The sequence below is a fragment of the Desulfosporosinus sp. FKA genome (genome assembly GCF_002196785.1).
In the GTDB taxonomy this organism is placed as follows: domain Bacteria; phylum Bacillota; class Desulfitobacteriia; order Desulfitobacteriales; family Desulfitobacteriaceae; genus Desulfosporosinus; species Desulfosporosinus acididurans.
On sequence record NZ_NAHZ01000032.1, the window covers coordinates 128925 to 148536 of the forward strand.

At 44.5% G+C, this 19612-nt stretch carries 17 protein-coding genes and 1 pseudogene; 16 read left to right on the forward strand and 2 right to left on the reverse strand.

The annotated features are described in order from the left end of the window. Window positions 1-45: 45 nt before the first annotated feature. The 5 genes from B5771_RS17560 (at window position 46) to B5771_RS17580 (ending at window position 6748) form a co-directional block, all read left to right on the forward strand. On the forward strand, window positions 46-2019 hold the full coding sequence (locus tag B5771_RS17560) for a molybdopterin-dependent oxidoreductase (RefSeq protein WP_088188692.1): 1974 nt from the start codon (window positions 46-48) through the stop codon (window positions 2017-2019). A 66-nt stretch (window positions 2020-2085) separates the two neighbouring features. Further along, window positions 2086-2790 carry a tetratricopeptide repeat protein gene (locus tag B5771_RS17565; RefSeq protein WP_088188693.1) on the forward strand — a complete coding sequence of 235 codons (705 nt, stop codon included), beginning with the start codon at window positions 2086-2088 and terminating at the stop codon, window positions 2788-2790. Window positions 2791-2835: 45 nt separating this feature from the next. After that, window positions 2836-3645, forward strand: coding sequence for an MBL fold metallo-hydrolase (locus B5771_RS17570; protein WP_088188694.1), 810 nt, complete (start codon window positions 2836-2838; stop codon window positions 3643-3645). Window positions 3646-3665: 20 nt separating this feature from the next. Next, window positions 3666-4820: a trypsin-like peptidase domain-containing protein gene (locus tag B5771_RS17575; RefSeq protein WP_088188695.1), complete on the forward strand. Its 1155-nt coding sequence runs from the start codon at window positions 3666-3668 to the stop codon at window positions 4818-4820. A 272-nt stretch (window positions 4821-5092) separates the two neighbouring features. After that, the gene (locus B5771_RS17580) at window positions 5093-6748 is read left to right on the forward strand and encodes a glutamine--tRNA ligase/YqeY domain fusion protein (protein WP_088188696.1); all 1656 of its coding nucleotides are present in this window, start codon (window positions 5093-5095) and stop codon (window positions 6746-6748) included. A gap of 52 nt (window positions 6749-6800) precedes the next feature. Here B5771_RS17580 and ybaK read toward each other — a convergent pair whose 3' ends face one another. Next, entirely contained in the window at window positions 6801-7283 is a 483-nt protein-coding gene (ybaK, locus tag B5771_RS17585) for a Cys-tRNA(Pro) deacylase (protein ID WP_088188697.1), read from the reverse strand. A gap of 170 nt (window positions 7284-7453) precedes the next feature. Here ybaK and B5771_RS17590 point away from each other — a divergent pair, with 170 nt between their 5' ends. Then, complete coding sequence (locus B5771_RS17590; protein WP_088188698.1) at window positions 7454-8605, forward strand: glycosyltransferase; 1152 nt, start codon at window positions 7454-7456, stop codon at window positions 8603-8605. A gap of 40 nt (window positions 8606-8645) precedes the next feature. Here the strand turns inward: B5771_RS17590 and B5771_RS17595 are convergent, their stop codons facing one another. After that, entirely contained in the window at window positions 8646-9521 is an 876-nt protein-coding gene (locus B5771_RS17595) for a radical SAM protein (protein WP_088188699.1), read from the reverse strand. Window positions 9522-9848: 327 nt separating this feature from the next. Between B5771_RS17595 and sleB the strand changes: the two genes are divergently transcribed. From sleB to B5771_RS17640, 10 genes and pseudogenes are all read left to right on the forward strand, one after another. Next, complete coding sequence (gene sleB / locus B5771_RS17600; protein ID WP_088188700.1) at window positions 9849-10541, forward strand: spore cortex-lytic enzyme; 693 nt, start codon at window positions 9849-9851, stop codon at window positions 10539-10541. An 11-nt stretch (window positions 10542-10552) separates the two neighbouring features. Next, window positions 10553-11917 carry a PepSY1/2 domain-containing protein gene (locus tag B5771_RS17605; RefSeq protein WP_088188701.1) on the forward strand — a complete coding sequence of 455 codons (1365 nt, stop codon included), beginning with the start codon at window positions 10553-10555 and terminating at the stop codon, window positions 11915-11917. Between the two features lie 227 nt (window positions 11918-12144). Continuing rightward, entirely contained in the window at window positions 12145-12588 is a 444-nt protein-coding gene (locus B5771_RS17610; RefSeq protein ID WP_088188702.1) for a DUF1934 domain-containing protein, read from the forward strand. Then, window positions 12575-14254, forward strand: a complete 1680-nt coding sequence (argS, locus tag B5771_RS17615) for an arginine--tRNA ligase (protein ID WP_088188703.1) — start codon at window positions 12575-12577, stop codon at window positions 14252-14254. Before B5771_RS17610 ends, argS begins: the two co-directional genes overlap by 14 nt. 71 nt (window positions 14255-14325) lie before the next feature. Beyond that, window positions 14326-14772, forward strand: coding sequence for a DNA-directed RNA polymerase subunit delta (gene rpoE / locus B5771_RS17620; protein ID WP_047808926.1), 447 nt, complete (start codon window positions 14326-14328; stop codon window positions 14770-14772). 239 nt (window positions 14773-15011) lie between these two features. Beyond that, window positions 15012-16604: a CTP synthase gene (locus B5771_RS17625; protein ID WP_088188704.1), complete on the forward strand. Its 1593-nt coding sequence runs from the start codon at window positions 15012-15014 to the stop codon at window positions 16602-16604. Between the two features lie 343 nt (window positions 16605-16947). Beyond that, window positions 16948-17073: pseudogene (locus tag B5771_RS24840) on the forward strand (methicillin resistance protein); the annotation flags it as partial. 4 nt (window positions 17074-17077) lie between these two features. Next, entirely contained in the window at window positions 17078-18289 is a 1212-nt protein-coding gene (gene alr, locus B5771_RS17630) for an alanine racemase (RefSeq protein WP_088188705.1), read from the forward strand. Window positions 18290-18308: 19 nt separating this feature from the next. Then, entirely contained in the window at window positions 18309-18671 is a 363-nt protein-coding gene (locus B5771_RS17635) for a response regulator (RefSeq protein ID WP_088188706.1), read from the forward strand. Between the two features lie 204 nt (window positions 18672-18875). Next, entirely contained in the window at window positions 18876-19562 is a 687-nt protein-coding gene (locus B5771_RS17640) for a hypothetical protein (RefSeq protein ID WP_047808922.1), read from the forward strand. Window positions 19563-19612 lie beyond the last annotated feature (50 nt).

Here is a 19612-nt window from a genome sequence, read left to right on the forward strand (position 1 = left end):
CGGATATCCGGTTTTTAAGGCAGATATATTGGGGAGGAACGAGTAATGACACTGGTACGTTCTGCGTGTCCGTTGAATTGTCCTGACGGATGTGCCTTTCTCGTAGAGATGACAAAAAACGGTCTTCGAGTTAAGGGTGACCCTTTAAATAGTATTACGAAAGGATTTGTCTGCTCCAAAGGACAGGCTCTAGCAAAACGTGTCTTTTCCCCGGATAGACTGAGATATCCCCTATTAAGACAAGGGCAAGGATGGCAAAGGCTGAGCTGGAATCAAGCCTATGATCTTCTGACGGAAAAGATAAAAGAGACTCTGTCTGATGTCGGACCCTGGGGGATTTTCCATCATTACGATTATGGAAATAACGGCGTCCTTCGAGAGCTGGACCAGAGGCTTTTTCAAGCTCTGGGAGGTGTCACAGAACCACGAGGGAGCATGTGCTGGGGAGCGGGGTATCGGGCTCAAGAATTAGATTTTGGCGGAGTCTTTTCAAATTCCCGTGAGGATTTAGAGGATGCTCGGACTATTGTCCTTTGGGGAAGAGACCCGGCGGTGACGAACGTCCATCTTATACCCCATCTCTTAGCGGCCAAGAAACGGGGAGCCCGTGTTCTGGTAATTAACCCCATTCGTGTTAAAAGTGCGGAGTTTGCCGATGCTTTTTACCAGGTAAAACCTGGCACAGATGGAGCTTTAGCCTTAGGACTTAGTCATATTATTTTACGGGAGCGCTGGCAGGATACACGTTTTATTCAAGACTATGTTCATGGTTTTGAGGAATTTGCCAGAAGAAGCAAAGAATTTTCTCCGGAGAAAGTAGAAGCCATAACCGGTGTGAGTGTCAAGCAAATAACCGAACTTGCCAGATCTTTAAGCCACTCTCGTCCGGTATCCTTTATCTTGGGTTATGGGCTTCAACGTTATGTGAGCGGCGGTAATACAGTTCGTGCTATTGACGGCTTGGCTGCTATCAGCGGAAATATTGGCTGGGCAGGCGCAGGAGTTCATTATGCCCATCAGTACCATCGCGGCAAAATGAATTCCTTGCTGCTGCCTCCTGAACGCTATCAGTCAAGAACTTACCCCCATCCGATTCTTGCAGAAGAACTCCTTAAAGCCAATCCCCCTGTTCAATTAGCGGTTGTGACTCGTTCCAATCCCTTAGTTCAGCAGCCAAATACACTGCTCTGGAGAGAGCTTTGGCGAAAGATCCCCTTTAAAGTCGTTTTAGATACGGTTCTGACAGAAACAGCCAGGCAGTCGGATTTAGTTTTACCTGTGGCGACGATTTTCGAAGAGGAGGAATTAGTGAGGACCTCATGGAGTCCCCTCATTCATTATGCTCAAAAAGTTCTTGAACCCCAGGGAGAGGCTCAAGCAGAACCAATGATTTTTACCGAATTGGCGAAAAGATTGGGGTTAGAAAAAGACTTTCCTTATGCTGCGGCAAGAGAATGGCTGGAATTTGTCCTTGGGCCTTTGACTGAAGCATATGGGACAACTCTTGATACACTCGCCCAAGGGCCGATCTATGCACCTTATATCCCTAAGGTAGCTTGGGAAGACAAAGACTTTAGAACGCCCAGCGGAAAAATTGAACTCTCTTCAGAACTTGCCCGCGAAGAACTGGGGGAAGCGCTGGCGACATATATTCCGACAGAGGATCGGGAGGATAAGGCTGAATTTCCCTGGCACTTGATTACTCCCCATCCAGGGAATGCTCTGCATTCTCAGTTCCATCAGGATGACGGTTTCACAATGTTTCTCCATCCGGAGTTAGCGGATAAATATCGTCTCAATCATGGAGACCGGGCAATTATAGAGACTGTGTACGGACAGCTCGTTGCTTCCGTGGTTTTATCTGAAGACATCCATCCTGAAACGGTAGTTCTCCCTGAAGGGACGACGGCTGAAGGGCTGGGGGTTAATCAACTGATCCTTGGTAAATGCTCTGATATTGGAGAAAGTACTTCCTACTACGATATGCGATGTCAGATACGTAAATGGTGTTTAGATTAAATGTGGGTTGGGCAGATAAAGCAAGTGTGTTACAATAATTGGAAAACAGAATAGGAGGCGGGAGGTTTGAGGAGAGGTAAATACCGTGTTTTCGCTATCATTCTTGTGAGCCTTATAATTATTGCTATGGTAGGTTCGGGATTCGCTTTGTTTTTCAGCGGCAGCGGAATTCAGGTCCCGAACCAAAACTCAGCAACGAATTCTGTGAACACTGCTGCGGATTATCAGGCCAAGAAGGCACGGTTGGCTGATTTGGCCGCAAGGGCCAAGAAGGATCCGAACAACGTTGCTCTGCAAAAGGATCTCGGCGACGAATATTACGATGCGGGTTCGGAGGCGGAAACGGCAGCGCCTTCTGAAGCGGCAGAAAATTATAAGCAGGCAGTAGCAGCTTATCAAAACGTCTTAAAGGTCAACAAGGATCCCAATGTCATGGTGGATATGGCAACTTCAGCCTTTAAGAGCGGCCAATATGATTTAGCCGAGAAAACATATCAAGAAGCTTTAAGCATCAAGCCGGACTTTGTTAATGGTTTAGTGAATTATGGTATATTTCTTGCCTATGCGAAAAATGATTTATCCGGAGCTATTGTCCAGTGGCAGAAAGCGGAGAAAGCAGTTCCTACGGGTACGGTAAAGGATCAAATTGCTGCCATGATCAGCCAGGCCCAAAATCAGCTCAAAGGATCTAACGCATCATCAAGTGGTATATCCAACCCCAATCCGGCTCTGAATAAGGGGACATCAACTCCTGCGCCGACAGGTAAGTAACTCACTCACAGAGAATTAGAGAACATCAGATGGAGGAGACGTATCTTGCATTTTACAACGTTGGCAAGCGGAAGTTCGGGAAATGCAATCCTTGTCGGTGAAGGACACAGGCATCTGCTCGTGGATTGCGGGGTAAGCGGCAAGAGTTTATTAACTAATCTCGCTCAGCTCAATATTGCGGAATCGGAGATTGAAGGAATTATTGTTACTCATGAACATATTGATCATATTCGGGGAGTCGGCATTCTGGCTCGAAAGTTGAAAATTCCTGTTTATGCAACTGCCGGTTTATGGAAGGCTATGGGCCGTTCCTTAGGAAAACTTGCGGGGAATCAGTGTGTCGAAGTTAGTACGTCCTTCACCTGCGCGGGTCTTGAAGTGTTGCTCTATCCCACGTCTCATGACAGCTGCGAAAGTTATGGCTTGCAAATCTTGCGGCCCGGAAAAGGGGGCAAGAGCCGCTTAATGGTGGGAATTGCTACTGACAGCGGCAGAATAACCGATGAAATGAACCGCTATTTAAAGGGTTGTGATGGATTTGTTGTGGAGGCAAATTACGATGATGAAAAGCTGCATAACGGTCCATATCCGGCGTATTTAAAGAAACGCATCAGCGGACATTTCGGACACCTGGAAAATTCTCAGTTGGCAAGAGGATTAACGGAGTGGATTCAAGAGAATGCCCAACGGGTCGTGCTGGCCCATCTGAGTGAGGAGAACAACACTCCTGAAATCGCCTTGTCAACAGTGATGAATATCCTCAGGGAATCGAAGGTTTCTCAAACGTGTCCTGAGGTAAAAGTACATGTAGCTCCACGCCATACCCCGCATGAACTAATTATTTTGCGGGAATAATTAAGGTAAGGAGGGTATCTATGAGTTATTATAATGACCAAAATGATTACTCAAAGAAAAGAAGGCCAAGTTTCCTTTCAACCTTGGTAATTGCCGTAGTCAGCGCAGTGATAGGCGGAATTATTGCAGTTGCCTTAATTCCTTCCGTATATGGAAATAAACAGGCGGCTCCGATGAATCGAGTCATTTTAAACGGACCGGGAACAACCCCGACCATTAATACCGGAAGTAATGATAATTTCCCAGTTGTACAGATCGCCAAAGCCGTCGGTCCTGCTGTTGTGGGAATTGCCAATTTTCAATCCCAAGGATCTTTGTTCGGCGGCGGCGGTCTAACAGAAGCAGGCAGTGGTTCAGGCTTTATTATCGATGCCCAGCACGGTTATATTGTTACTAATAATCACGTAGTGACCGGGGCAGAGAAACTGGTTGTCAGTCTGGCTGATGGGCGTAATCTCAATGCAAAGTTAGTAGGTGCTGATGATCGCACGGATTTAGCTGTAGTACAGATAAGCGATACCAGTAAATTAACGGCAACTCAAGAAGGAGATTCTACCAAACTTCAAGTTGGAGAACCTGTAGTTGCCATTGGTAATCCGGGAGGTCAGGAATTTGCTCGTTCTGTTACGACAGGCGTAGTATCAGCAACGAACCGGATCTTGGATATTCCCGGTGAATCGAGTTTCAACCTTATCCAAACAGATGCTGCTATTAATCCGGGAAACAGCGGAGGCCCTCTTGTTAATTATCAAGGCCAGGTTATCGGCATTAATTCAGCCAAAAACCAGGAACAGGGCTTTGAGGGAATGGGGTTTGCCATCCCCATCTCGGATGCTTTGCCGACGATTGAACAATTAATCGCGAAAGGGTACGCCAGTCATGCAGGCTTAAATGTGCAAATTGATCCGCGCTACACAGCAGAGTACGCCAGTCAAAGAGGTTGGCCTGCCGGGGCCTACGTTTCCAAAGTCGTTTTGGGAGGGCCGGCCCAGAGAGCCGGTATTACAGCCGGGGATATTATTACAAAAATTAATGGCAAAGATATTAAGAGCTCTTTGGAGTTGACGCATGAATTGTTCAAATATAAGTCAGGGGATAAAGTAACTGTTACAGTATTTCGTAATAGTAAGACTTTAGAGATGTCTGTGACATTGACGGAGATTAAATCGCAGTGAACTCGGGAATTACTCTCACTTGGAGAAGTGGGAGTCTTACGATTGGATAAACTGTAGAAAAAATGTATATTCACAGTAGAGTGCATAGAATTGCTTGTGTCAGAGATTATTTTCGAAGATGCAAGCTTTTCTGAGTATAGCGGAACATTTAGTGGTTTAGCAACATATAGTTTAAAACATAAAGTTGAACTCTTTTCAGGTATAATGTATTATTTAATATTAAGGATAAATAAGCACGAACAGGATCACACGATTTAGAAAGGTTGATCACGATGGAACATAAATCCTCATCGAATTTTTTGAGAAACATCATTCTTGAAGATCTTAAATCAGGTAAAGCTGACCATGTTGTTACCCGTTTCCCACCGGAGCCTAACGGCTATTTACATATAGGGCATGCAAAATCTATTATTCTAAATTTTGAATTAGCCGATGAATTTAAGGGAAAAACTCATTTGCGTTTCGATGATACAAACCCTGCTAAAGAAGATACAGAATATGTCGAGTCCATTAAAGAAGATGTTCAGTGGCTGGGATATCAGTGGGATGAATTGTTTTTCGCTTCTAACTATTTTGAGGAAATGTATAATCGTGCCCTATTGTTAATTAAAAAGGGGAAAGCCTATGTCTGCGATTTGAATGCAGAGGAAATTAGGAAAACAAGAGGGTCTCTGACGGAACCAGGACAGCCTAGTCCCTGGCGAGAGCGATCTGTTTCAGAAAATCTGGAACTCTTCGAGGAAATGCGGAGCGGAGCTTTTAAAGACGGGGAAAAGGTATTACGGGCTAAAATTGACATGGCCTCTCCGAACATCAATTTGCGCGATCCTGTCCTTTATAGAATAGCTCACGCATCCCACCATAATACCGGAGATAAATGGTGCATTTATCCCATGTATGATTTTGCCCATCCTTTGGAAGATGCAATTGAAGGTGTTACTCATTCGATCTGTACCTTAGAATTTGAAGACCACCGTCCTTTGTATGACTGGATAGTGCGGGAATGTGAAATGGAAAATGTACCGCACCAATATGAATTTGCCCGCTTAAATCTTACAAATACGGTTATGAGTAAGCGTAAGCTTAAACAGCTTGTTGAAGAAAAGATTGTTGATGGCTGGAATGATCCGCGGATGCCGACGATTTCCGGACTTCGACGAAGAGGGTATACTCCTGAGGCTATGCGTAATTTTGCCCGGGAAATAGGAGTTGCCAAAGCCGACAGCGTGGTTGACACTAAAATGTTGGAACATTTCATTCGAGAAGATTTGAAACTTAAAGCACCGCGCACTATGGCTGTTCTGAAGCCGTTAAAGGTAGTCATCACCAATTATCCGGAAGATCAAGCTGAGATGCTGGAAGCGGAAAACAATCCTGAAAATCCGGAGATGGGTGTTCGCATGATTCCTTTTTCCCGGGAGATTTATATTGAACAGGATGACTTTGCAGAGAACCCGCCGCCAAAATATCACAGACTTTATCTTGGCAACGAAGTACGTTTGAAAAATGCCTATTTCATTAAATGTAATGGAATTGTAAAAGATGAATCTGGGAAGGTAATAGAACTTCATTGCACCTACGATCCGGAAACTAAGAGCGGTACAGGGTTTACAGGAAGGAAAGTTAAAGGTACGATTCACTGGGTAGATGCCCGACAGGCTGCCCCGGCAGAATTTCGTTTATATGAACCTCTGATTTTAGAAAATGAGACTGATGATGGAACGTCCTTTTTAGAGCATATTAATCCCCATTCTTTGGAGATTGCCCATGGCTTTGTAGAACCAACTATGAAAACGTCAAAATCTCAAGATAAATTCCAATTCTTTAGGCATGGCTATTTTAATGTTGATCCTTTGCATTCTTCAGCGGATCATCTCGTGTTCAATCGTATTGTATCTCTGAAAAGTTCCTTTGAACTGCCAAAGTAAGGCGTGGAAATTGCTCCCATTCGCAGAAGTGGGAGCCTTACCACTGGCTAAATTAACTGGGTTCGGTTGTGATTTTGCCAATTTGGGCTTTTGTGGCCTTAATTAAGTCCGATGAGGGCAAGAAGATTTGAAGTCCACGCAGACCGGCGCTGACAGCAACCTTTTCTTGGACAGTAACTGCAGAATCAATAAAGGTGGGGTAGGCCTTCTTCATACCAAGCGGCGATACACCGCCCCGAATATATCCAGTGAGAGGTTGGACTTCTTTGAGAGGGACAACCTCTACTTTTTTGTTTCCGCTCAGAGCAGCAAGAGACTTCAGATGGAGTTCAAGATCACCCTGGATACAGGCTACAATGACCCCGGTTTTATCGCCGCGGGCGACTAGGGTTTTATAAACTTGTTCGATAGGAAGGCCTACTTTTTGGGCAACAGAAATTGCCGATAAGTCTGATTCATCGACAGGGTATTCTTTAAGCTCATAAGCTAGTTTCAATTGATCGAGGATACGTGCAGCATTGGTTTTACGCATGATTTTTATGCTCCTTTGTTAGTTGCTGGTTCTTCCTGACGGTTGTTATGAGAATGCTTTTATTTTACTGATACGTTTAATCTTCTTTCTTTTTTGAAAGGTAATCCCTATAATATAAACAGAACGACAAAGATAGATTGGATCAGGCTAGTCTATGAGAGGGAGGGCCGACTTTGAAAGAACTTAGGGTTCTCGTATTTTCTGCCTCGTTTGGCAATGGACATTTAAGAGCGGCTGAAGCCGTTATTGAAGGAATAAAGCTGAAAGTGCCTTCTGCTGAAATTATTCATTTGGATTTCGGCGCGTTTTTAAATATAAGAGTTAACTCAATCATAAAAGATTTTTATAGCGGGCTTCTCAGAAGAGCCCCAAAACTTTGGGGCCGTTTTTATTATAAAACGGGCAAGAAGCAGCCGCAATCGATGAGTCAACGCTTGTTAAACCAAATTGGACGGAGCAATTTTCTCAATTACATTCAGCAAGTTAAACCGGATTTAATCGTTTGTACTTACCCGACTGTATCTTCGATTCTCGCCCAATTAAGAGTTAAACAGATTCTGCTTGTCCCGGTGGCTACGGTAATCACAGATTATACGGCCCACAGCCATTGGGTTCACCCAGGAGTTGATTGCTATATAGTAGCTTGTGCCAAAGTTAAGGATCTGTTGATGTCTTGGGGAATACAAGCTCAAAATATTCATGTAACAGGTATTCCTGTTAGTCCGAAATTTGAATTTAAGGCGGATCGCTTGTCTATTTGTAAAACATTGGGGTTAATGCCAGACCTTCCGACCGTCTTATTCATGGGCAGTTCTTATGGAGTATGTGAAAGCACCAAAAGAATTTGTCAGAAGCTGGCTGATTCTCAAGACCCTGTTCAATGTCTTGTCGTATGTGGCCATAATGACAAACTTTATAATTCTTTAGACGAAGTAATCGCACAGGCCCGAAATCCCTTGCTGCGCTATAAATTTGTAGATAATGTTGAAGAATTGATGTCCGTCTCTGACTTGATTATTACGAAAGCAGGGGGATTAACGGTATCAGAAGCTTTGACGAAACACTTGCCTCTGGTGATTTTCAGGCCGATTCCTGGACAAGAGGAAGAAAATGCACAGTATATCAAAGAGGTTGGGGTCGGATGCATCGCTGAAAGTGAGGAAGAGTTAGATCAAAGACTGTGTTACTTTTTAGAACATCCAGAGGAGATCGAAAGGATGCGTACTCAAGCGGCGATGGTCTCTGAAGGCCATTCCGCGGAACGAGCGGTTGAAGAAATGCTGCAATTGGTGTTAACGTCAAGCAGAAGGCAAAGAATCGGTTAAAATGATTCTTTGCCTTTTAATTTACTTTAGGCAATTTCTCTTAAAATCCTCGCCAATAATCCGGACGCAATTCGCCAGGGTCAGAGGTTTCTAAAACTCTATCAAGGGTTTTTAGAATTGAGGTGCGGTCCTCGGGCAGTGCAGCGCGAAGAGGCAGGTAATTGGAAGCATGATTACTCCGAAAAATACAGTGAGACACATCGAGGTTCTCCAGCATAGATCTAAGTTCAATTAAAGATTCCCAGGGATTAAGAAGTTGAAATTCACCTCGTTGAATAACTTCGTACAAAGGGGCCTCCGGTTCTACCATCAAGGTCAAAGCACCTAGATATTGAGGATCTATCTCACTGATGACCCGGGCAGTGTCGCGGGCATGAGCCTGGGTTAAGGCTTTTCCGCCTAAACCAATAATCACTGTACACGAGATAATCAGGCCGCTGGCTCTGAGCTTCTGACCGGCATTAATCATTTGTTCCGGGTTAACCCCCTTACGGACAAAGTTTAACACTTCAGAATTTCCGCTTTCGACACCTAAATAAACGATGGTTAGTCCATGTGCTTTAAGGGCGGCGAACTCTTCAGGTGTTTTAGCAAGAATATCCTTGGGTCCTCCGTAAATCCCGACTCGTTGAAGGCAGGTGAAGCTTGCATAAAGTTGATCAAGAATTTCAAGAAGCAGAGAGGTGTCAACAGCAAGAGCATCCCCATCCGCTAAAAAAATTCGCTCTGCCCTTGGGTTCTGGATTAAGCCTTCAGCGATCATTGCCTTAATTTCTGTACGTGATTTTATGCGAAAGGTTTTTTCTTTATACATGGTGCAAAAAGTACAGGCATTGTGCCGACAGCCAACGGTAATCTGGAGAATAAGGCTTCTGGCTTCACTGGGCGGACGATAGAGAATTCCTTCATAATGCACAGTATCCCCTCCAATAATTGTTTTGTTTGGCTTCTCTTCTTTTCTTTTCTACAAGCTTTAAAGAAGTACCTGCCAGTAAATTTAATCAATAGCAGTTTATTCAGGAGAAAGACTCCTGCTTTTGTAAGCATGAGCAGCCCCCCTCTGCTATTCTTCAGTAATGGTAGACTACCCAGCCGAAGTCTCGTTATTCAGCTCAGGCTGAATGAGTTCGCTTGGCTGACTACAGAGATTTTCTCTGCTGGAGACCGAAGATTCCAAGCATATGCTGGATAATTTTTTTACTCTTTTGCCACACTAATGATTATTAAAAAGTGAGGTGAGGGTATGATTTTGCGTTTTCGATCTCGGTGGATTGTTCTCATCGTGGGAGTGATTCTTAGTATTGCCCTGGCAGGAATTGCTCATGGGGCTTTAGGTGAGCGCTTACTGGGCAGAGGGAGCAGTGGCTCAGATGTTCAAGAAATGCAAAGGAGGCTGGTACAGTTAGGTTATGTTGTCGGCCCCATTGATGGGAAATTCGGTCCCAAAACTGAGGCAGCTATACGTAACTTTCAGAAAGATCGCGGCATAAAGGTTGATGGTTTGGCAGGGACTAAAACCATCAGCGAACTAAAACGTTTAACAGGACAGAGTACGAACGCTTCGGGGAAGGCTATTGGTTATAAGAACGTTGATATTAATCTCTTAGCCCATGCGGTAAATGGTGAGGCACGAGGTGAACCTTATCTCGGACAGGTTGCGGTTGCTGCGGTTATCCTTAACCGCATAGCAGATCCTGTCTTTCCCAAGACAATTGCCGACATTATTTATCAGCCGGGTGCCTTTTCGAGTGTTAGTGATGGGCAAATTAATTTGACGCCGACAGCTTCTTCCCTTCGCGCAGCTCGAGAGGCGGCAAGCGGGGTTGATCCTTCGAAAGGCGCTCTCTTCTTTTTCAACCCGGCAAAAACAACCAATAAATTTATTTGGTCCCGGCCTGAGCTCGTCAAAATTGGAAATCATATTTTTACGAAGTAGGAGGAAGAGTCATGCATAAAAGATTATGGATAGGAACTTTAGCTGTTGCTCTTTTGATCTCCTTAGGCTGGGGAATTAATGAATATCGGCTGGCTGGGGATTATCGTCTTGCTTCGGAAAATAACAGCCGCAGGGCATTCAGCGATTTTGCGAGTCATCTCGATCAAATGGAGACGGTTATGGCGAAGGGCAACGTAGCCAATACTCCTAACCAACAGATATATTACTTAAGTGAGGTATCGAGTAAAAGTGAAGGTGCCCTAAAAGATTTTTCGCAGCTTCCTGCAGATCAAGCGGGATTGAGTTACATTGGACAGTTTTTAACGCAGTCGGGTGATTTTGCGAGAACTTTAGCACAGAAAGTGGCAGGGGGAGGGACAATTACAGCAGATGATACGAAAACACTTCAAACGATGCACAATCAATTGATACCTGTTGATCAAAAGGTTCAAACCCTTATGTCGAGAATCGATACAGAGAATTTAGCCTGGACAGATCCTGGTCCCTCTCTGAGACAAAGGTTAGGTTTGGGTGGGCCGCAAATTGCAGAAGCAGCAGCCGACGGCTCGGAAGCATCGTCTAAATCCGTTAGGTCGGGATTAGATCAGTTAGATGCAAGCCTGCAAAAATTGCCGCCTTTCACCTATACAGGCGAGTACTCAGCGCGAGTTGTGCAGAAACCACTAGGTCTTCCGTCGGCACAGGTCAACAAAGCACAGTCTCAAAATGCAGCACGGAGCTTTTTAACTAAAGTGGGGTATGCCGATGCGACTCTAAGCTTTGCCGGAGATACTAATGGCGATTTTAAAGGATATTCATGGAAATACAAGGATGCTTACCTTGAGATCAGCCGTCAGGGCGGTGTCGTAACCCTTTACCGGGATCAACGTTCTCTTAATCCACGTACCTTAAGTATTGACAATGCTATTCAAAGGACTAAAAAGATTTTGACAACTCTTGGCTGGAATCTTGTGATTACTTCAAGTGAGGACTTCGGATCCTATGTGGAATTTGATGCTGTTGCTGAGCAGAATGGGGTAAGACTTTATCCGGATAAAGTCCGATTAATGGTAGCTTTAGATAACGGACAGCTTGTTGGACTCGATGCAACGCCTTATTATGCCTTCCATCATACAAGAACTTTTCCGGCAAAGATTACTATGAACCAGGCTGTGCAAAAACTACGCACCAATTTTAAAATACAAGAGAGCCGTCTGGCGGTTATTACCAAAAGCGGTAATCAGGAAATTTATGCGTATGAGTTTCGGGGACGATATCAGGGTGAAGATTATCTCGTTTATCTTAACGCCCAAAATGGTACGGAGGAAAAAATTCAGCGAATTATTAAGACACCACGTGGAGAGTATCTGCAGTGAGTGAATTACGGGGGACCCACTCCCACTTAAAGAAGTGGGAGTCTTACGCTTGGATAAAAACAAATCAGCGAGAGGGACGGTCCCCTCTCGCTCTTCAATATTAAGAATAAAAGAACAGGTTATTTAGGATTTTGTAATTTAAGTGAGAATTTAAACGTTTATGAAGGAGTTTTTTAGCGTAAGCGCGAATAGGCATTATAATTTTTAATAGATAGGGGTTAACTCATTTGCAAAAGAATGTGACCGTTCAAATCTTGGGCAGACAAAAGTACTCTGAGGGCCACGAAGATCAGCAAGAACTGTCTGTGCCGGGAACGTTTTACGAAAGGAACAACGCCTTCACTGTTGTCTATAAAGAGCCGGAAAGTGTCAGTGGATTTGCAGGAGTAACGACATTTTTGACCGCTAAAAAGGGTTGTGTAACGTTAAATCGTAAAGGTTCTGTCGATTTACTGCAAGAGTTTCGAGTTGGTGCTCGAAGCATCAGCAAGTATTCTACACCATTCGGGAAACTGTGGCTGAGCGTTTTGCCACAACGTGTTGAGAGTGACTTGACAGCGCAGAGGGGACGTATTAGTCTAGAATATGACCTTTTTGTCGATGATAATTTTGTAAGTCATAATTTGCTGTGGGTAACCATAAAGGAGGATAACCCTCATGAGTCTCTATGAGGATATTAAAACAGAAATAATTAGTCATTTGGAACAGGCTGCAAACAGTGCTAAAGAAAAAGGGGAACTAAACTTCGAGGAGCTCCCTAACTTCGTTTTAGAAGAGCCAAGGGAACGGCAGCACGGAGACCTTGCCACGAATTTAGCCTTAGTTATGGCTAAACAAGCGAAACGTTCTCCTCGGGACATCGCTGCGACGCTCATTCAACATCTGGATAAAAAAGGCACTTGGATTGAAGCCTCTGAAATTGCCGGGGCTGGTTTTATTAACTTACGTTTAAATCCATTATGGCTTACGGGTGTAATAAAAGAAGTACTTCAGGCAGGGGATCGCTACGGACAGGTCAATATGGGTAAGGGCCAGAAAGTTCAGGTTGAGTTTGTGAGTGCCAACCCGACAGGATTATTACACATGGGTAATGCTCGCGGGGCAGCTCTTGGTGACAGTCTCGCCTCCTTACTCGCTATGGCCGGCTATGAAGTTTCCCGTGAGTTTTACATTAACGATGCCGGAAACCAAATTCAAAACTTCGCCTTATCCTTAGAAGCTCGTTATTTACAACAATTGGGCCAAGACGCTCCTTTCCCGGAAGGCGGCTATCACGGAGAAGATTTGATTACGACGGTGAAAGGTTTAATTTCTAAAGTTGGAGATAAATATCTCTCCGTGGAACCCGGCTTGAGGCGGGAGTTTCTAGTAAGGTATGCTCTTGATGAAAAGATGCGGAATATCCGGGAGACCCTGGAGGATTTTGGTGTCAACTATGATGTCTGGTTTAGTGAACAATCGCTTCATGATTCCGGGGCCGTGCGTTCAGCCTTGGAAGACCTTCAAAAGAAAGACTATATTTATGAAAAAGAAGGGGCGCTTTGGCTGAAATCGACTTTGTTTGGGGATGAGAAAGACGAAGTAGTTGTCCGGAGTAATGGAACTCCAACCTATTTCGCGGCAGACATTGCTTACCACAGCAATAAATTTGATCGTGGTTTTGATCAAGTTATCAATGTTTGGGGTGCTGATCATCATGGACACGTTGCGCGAATGAAGGGGGCGATGTCTGCCTTAGGGTATAATGCGGACAACTTAACCATTATATTGATGCAGCTTGTCCGCTTGATTCAGGGAGGCGAAGTCGTTAAAATGTCTAAACGTTCCGGACAGTATATTACTCTGCGGGAGCTCATGGACGAGGTCGGAAAAGATGCCGCACGATTTTTCTTTAATCTACGGGATCCGGATTCCACCGTGGATTTCGATATGGATTTGGCCAAGGCTCAATCCTCAGATAATCCTGTGTATTATGTTCAATACGCTCATGCACGTTTGTCCAGTATTTTAAGGCAAGCTCAAGAGCTCGGGAATGTCGGCAATCCATCTGAGGAAGACCTGAAATTATTAACGACTTCGGAAGAGCGAGACCTTCTCAAAAAAATGGCGGATTTGCCAACGGAGATTGCGACGGCGGCTCGATTATTGGAACCCCACCGTTTAGCCCGTTATGTGCTTGATTTGGCAGCCTTGTTCCATACATTCTATAACAGCCAAAGAGTGCTGGTTGAGGATGAGGCCTTGCGCAGAGCCCGCCTCAGCTTGGTTCGTGCTGTGAAACAAATTATTGCTAATGTTTTAGGTATTCTAGGTGTTTCTGCCCCGGAAAAAATGTAATTTTTTCTGAGATTATTTTTATGGTTTAAAGGAGCGATTAGCAGGAAATATTTAGGGGTGGACCGAATATAGTGATATTCAAAACGACGAAGGGCGGTGGAGCTTTGAGCCACTCTTTAAGTAAAAAGAATAAACCGACAGAGGCAGATATTGCTTATGAGGTTCTAAAAGCCCATGGTAACCCTATGCATTATCAAAATTTAATTGATCAAGTCCTCCAACATTTAGGAATATCCAAGGAGGCTGTACGGATTGCCGAGGCACTGACCAAGATTAACCTTGATACTCGTTTTACATTTCTCGGGCGGGGAGAATGGGGGCTAAAGGTTTGGGAGCCGGCAAAAGCCTCGCGGCGCTCTGCTGCAATTACGTTGATGAATAAGCCTCCAGTGGATGACGATGATAAGCTGGGTGTTGATGCTGAGGATTTGGAATATGATGTCTTAGATGAAGATCCCCTTGAACTGGATGAAGGGTTTGAAGAAACAACTGAGACACAATCCGAAGAGAAATGGTAAGCTCTCATTGAGTAAGAATGGCTCCTGCCAAAGGATGTCCAGCTTGACATCCTTTGGCTTGCTAGCTAAAATAGATGAATAGGATACGAGAAAGAAACAATGTGACATGGCTTTGGTGTATACATGTCAATAAGGTCTTTCTGAGGGATAAAGTAAAGCTAGTACATTTGCAGACTAGCTTTATTTATGTGTTTGAGCACGTTCAATTATTTAAGGTCTGAAAGGAAAGGGTAAAGCGCATGACAAAATTTATTTTCGTAACAGGCGGTGTTGTATCATCATTAGGTAAGGGGATTACAGCCGCGTCCCTGGGTTGTCTTTTGAAAAACAGAGGCTTAAAAGTGGCTATTCAGAAGTTTGACCCTTATATCAATATTGACCCTGGAACGATGAGCCCTTATCAACATGGTGAGGTCTTTGTTACGGATGATGGAGCAGAGACGGATTTAGACTTAGGTCATTATGAGCGCTTTATTGATGTGCCGGTATCGCAAAACAGCAATGTTACTACAGGAAAGATTTACTGGTCCGTTCTGCGCAAAGAGCGTAAAGGTGATTATCTAGGAGGAACCGTTCAAGTTATTCCCCATGTCACTAATGAAATTAAAGAACGGGTTTATCGTGTTGCTCGAGAAAGTCATCCTGACTTTGTTATTACTGAAATCGGTGGAACGGTTGGGGATATTGAATCCTTACCTTTCCTAGAAGCAATCCGTCAGATGAAAAATGATATCGGCCTGGAGAATGTGATTTACATACACGTTACTCTGGTCCCCTATTTACCGATGTCGGGCGAATTAAAAACAAAGCCAACTCAGCACTCTGTTAAAGAGCTGAGAGGCATAGGGATTCAACCGACAATTATAATTTGCCGGACTGAAAAAGAACTCTCTAAAGAAATGAAAGAAAAATTGGCCTTGCTTTGTGATGTAGAGCAAGAGGCAATTATTCCTTGTGTAGACGCTTCAACAATCTATGAAGTACCTTTAATGCTGCAAAAAGAGGGCCTCGATGATATTGTTCTTCGCCGCTCAGGCATCAAGGCTCCTCCGGCTGATATGACTGCTTGGAAAGAGATGGTCGAAAGGATTAAATCTCCAACGTTAGAGACTGAGATCGCCATTGTAGGCAAATATGTTGAGCTGCCTGATGCCTATTTGAGTGTAGCGGAGGCTTTGCGCTCAGCGGGTACTGAGCATGGCGCCAAGGTGAAAATTCGCTGGATTAATTCAGAGAATATCGAAGAAGAATCTGCGGAAAAGTATCTTGAAGGGGTTAATGGCATTCTTGTCCCCGGCGGTTTTGGAAATCGTGGTATCGAGGGAAAAATTGAGGCAATCCGTTATGCCCGAGAGCAGAAAATTCCATTTTTGGGAATATGCCTAGGCATGCAGACGGCTATAATTGAGTTTGCCCGCAATGTTTGCGGCATGACAAATGCCAACAGTACGGAATTCGATACCGATACGGCTTATCCTGTTATTGACATTCTTCCTGAGCAAAAGGATGTTGAGGAAAAGGGCGGTACAATGCGTCTGGGAATATCTCCTGCTAAGCTCGTCGAGGGCAGTGAGGCTTTTCGGGCATATCAAGATCAGGTGATTTATGAAAGGCATCGTCATCGTTATGAGGTTAACAATCAGTTTCGCGGTGAGCTGGAAGCTGCCGGCTTGCGTTTTTCGGGAACGTCACTCGATGGACGGCTTGTTGAAATAACGGAATATCCGGATCATCCTTGGTTTGTGGCGTCTCAGTTTCATCCGGAGTTTAAATCTCGTCCCAATCGGGCCCATCCGCTGTTTAGGGAGTTTATTAGAGCGGCGCTTAAGTAGGGGACTTGTGTCACACAACGGCGTGTTGGAGGGACGGTCCTCGTGACACGCTCACGGCTTGTGTGTTAAGGGGACCGTCCCCTTGACACACCTTGACACACTCTCGTGTGACACTGCGTCCTGGTCTTGGGCCGGATTGGGTTGTTCTTTGGAGGAATAACTAAGATTTAACTTAGGAGAGTTCTGCTAGGCCTTTAAAGGGGATTGCATGAACTCTTTTTGTGTAATAGAGGCTCCTTTGATTAGCTATAGGTAACCCTGGCAAGAATGATTAAAGGTGGGATTGATGGATGGCTTATACGGCACGCTGGATTGATCAGGGTGAAAAATCCCATTTTAATATGAGTATACCGAATTTATTGGAGAATGGGACTTAGTTTATCGCCCTTTTGTCTATTTCCTGTGGAATTATTTAGAGGCTATATATAAAGGGATTATTGGCAAGCTGCGGCGAGCGCGGAGGAGATGAAAGCATGACGGGAACCTGGATTGAGGTCAATCTTGATGCTGTCGTGGCGAATTATCGTGAAATTACCAAACAGCTTCAACCGGGATCAAAATGTATGGCCGTTGTTAAAGCAGATGCTTATGGCCTGGGTGCGGCGGAAGTGGCGAAAGCCTTAGAACAGGCTGGATGTGAAGCCTTTGCCGTTACGAAAGCTGAAGAAGGATTGATACTGCGGGAGCAAGGGATTAAGGGAACTATTTTAATATTAGGGCCGACGACTAAAGAAGAATGGTATCAGGCTGTTAAAGCGGATTTACATTTGACTCTTTCAGAAATTTCTTGGATTAATGATTTGAACGAAGTGAGCGGACGGCTGGAAGCGGAAGGCTTTCCGCAAGTTAAGGTTCATCTCAAGTTAGAGACAGGTATGGGGCGAACAGGATTTTGGCCTTCAGAGCTGGAACCGTTGGCCAAGGCGTTGCTTGCAGCACCTCATATTCAAGTTGCGGGAGCCTATACTCATTTTGCCCGGGCGGCTCAAAGAGACAAGAGCTATACCGTCGAGCAGTATAATCGCTTCCGGGATTCCTTGGCTCGTCTGAAAGGCTTGGGAATTAACCCGCTTTGGCAGCATGTCTGTAACAGTGCGGCCTTTTTGGATTACCCCGAGTGGCATCATAATTTCGTGCGCATTGGGACTTTATTGGTGGGGCATTATCCTGGGGCAGGTTTTGCCGGGAAAATTAAACTGCAAGACCCCTGGACGGCAAAAAGTCAAATTGTGCAATTACGCAGAGTTCCTAAAGGAACATATGTGGGATATCAAAGTATTTATCGGACAAAAGCAGAGACACAGTTAGCCGTCATTCCTGTTGGGTACGCAGACGGCTTTGGAGTTGCCCCTCACTTTGTGCCCCAAGGATTCATAGACTTTCTTAAGATTATTATTAAGAATTTAGCAGCTTTATTTGGCGTAACTCTCGGTCAGGAACGGGTGGTGCTGAAAGGTCAGTCTGTGCGTATTGCCGGAAAAATCGGCATGCAGTTGACGGTCTTGGACATCGGAAATCTGAACTGTGCCTTAGGCGATGAAGTGGAAATTCCCTTGCGCCGTACTTTGGCAAACCCTCGAACCCTGCGAATATATCGACAAGGCCAACAAATATTGTCAAAACGCGTTATAAAAGAAGGAGTTTTACCGCTATATACAGAATATTCCTCCGTGACAGAAACTTGACGAGAAAGGGATGTAGCATGTGGCTAAAATTCTTATTGTCGATGATCAGCTCGGGGTCAGGCGACTGCTGTTCGAGACCTTTCGAGAGGATCAACATGAGGTTGAAATGGCTGCAAATGGAGTAGAAGCCCTTCGTTTGTTTGAATCCTTTGGACCTGATCTCATCTTAATGGATATGAAAATGCCTGGGATGAACGGTTTAGAAACATTAGAACGGATACGTGCCTTAAATCGCCAGGTAGGAGTCATTATGATGACAGCCTATGGAGATATTCAAAATATGGAACAAGCAAAGGACTTGGGGATACTTTGTTATATGGGGAAGCCCTTCGATTTATTTGAATTGAGAGAGCGTGTTGGAGCAATCTTGAAGGCAATCTAAGTGGCAGCATGGAGTTTAGTCAATACATTGAGCTTTTTGGATAGGAATTATTTATTTTTTATTTACTAAATCTTAGGTATTATTTTTGATTTTTTACTTTTTAGGCGGGAGTATGGGTACTCTCGCCTAACACTTTTTATTGGAGCTATGGCAGGAAAATCTTTTTATATGACGAAGTATAAGCTGTAGGAAGAGGTGGGAAATATGATTCTAACGACAAACACGACCATAGCAATTCAATGTCCCCAATGCGGGGAGCTAGAATTTCATGCCCTCTCTCTCTTTGCATTTTCTCAACAAGGACGCAAGAATCTGCGTTGTGGCTGCGGCTTACAATTAGTATCTGTTGCCAGCCGGAACCGTCAGCAGTTCAATATCAGTTATGCTTGTGCTTACTGTGGGCAGACCCATTATTTAAGGTTAAATCGTCGTGCCATTTGGGGCAAAGAGGCCCTGCCTCTTACCTGTCCTGCCGTAGAATCTTCCGTAGGATATATTGGTCCCAAGCAGAAAGTTACCCAGGCATGTCATGAACGCGAAAAATCCATTGGGGAATTGGCTGTGGAGCTGGGTTATCAAGAGGAGTTTGAAAACCCGGAGGTAATGCTTCGGATTTTAGATCATCTTCATGCTCTGGCCAAGCAAGGAGATTTGGGCTGCGCTTGCGGCAATCATCAATTGTCCTTTGAGTTATTGCCGGACCGAATCGAATTATATTGTGACTGCTGTGAGGCTGTGGGAGTTATTTATGCAGACAGTACGGATAATGTTCGTCAAGTTGAAGGGATAAACTCAATGTATTTAGAAGAAAATAAAACTTGGAGAATTAACAGTCCTTTACGTGGTCAGCCCCTTGCGAAAACCAATAAGGAGGAAGAAAAATGGCGCTAGTTCCTTGGGCAGTTATGAGATAAGGCGCCTAAAAGTCTTTAGCGGCAAAG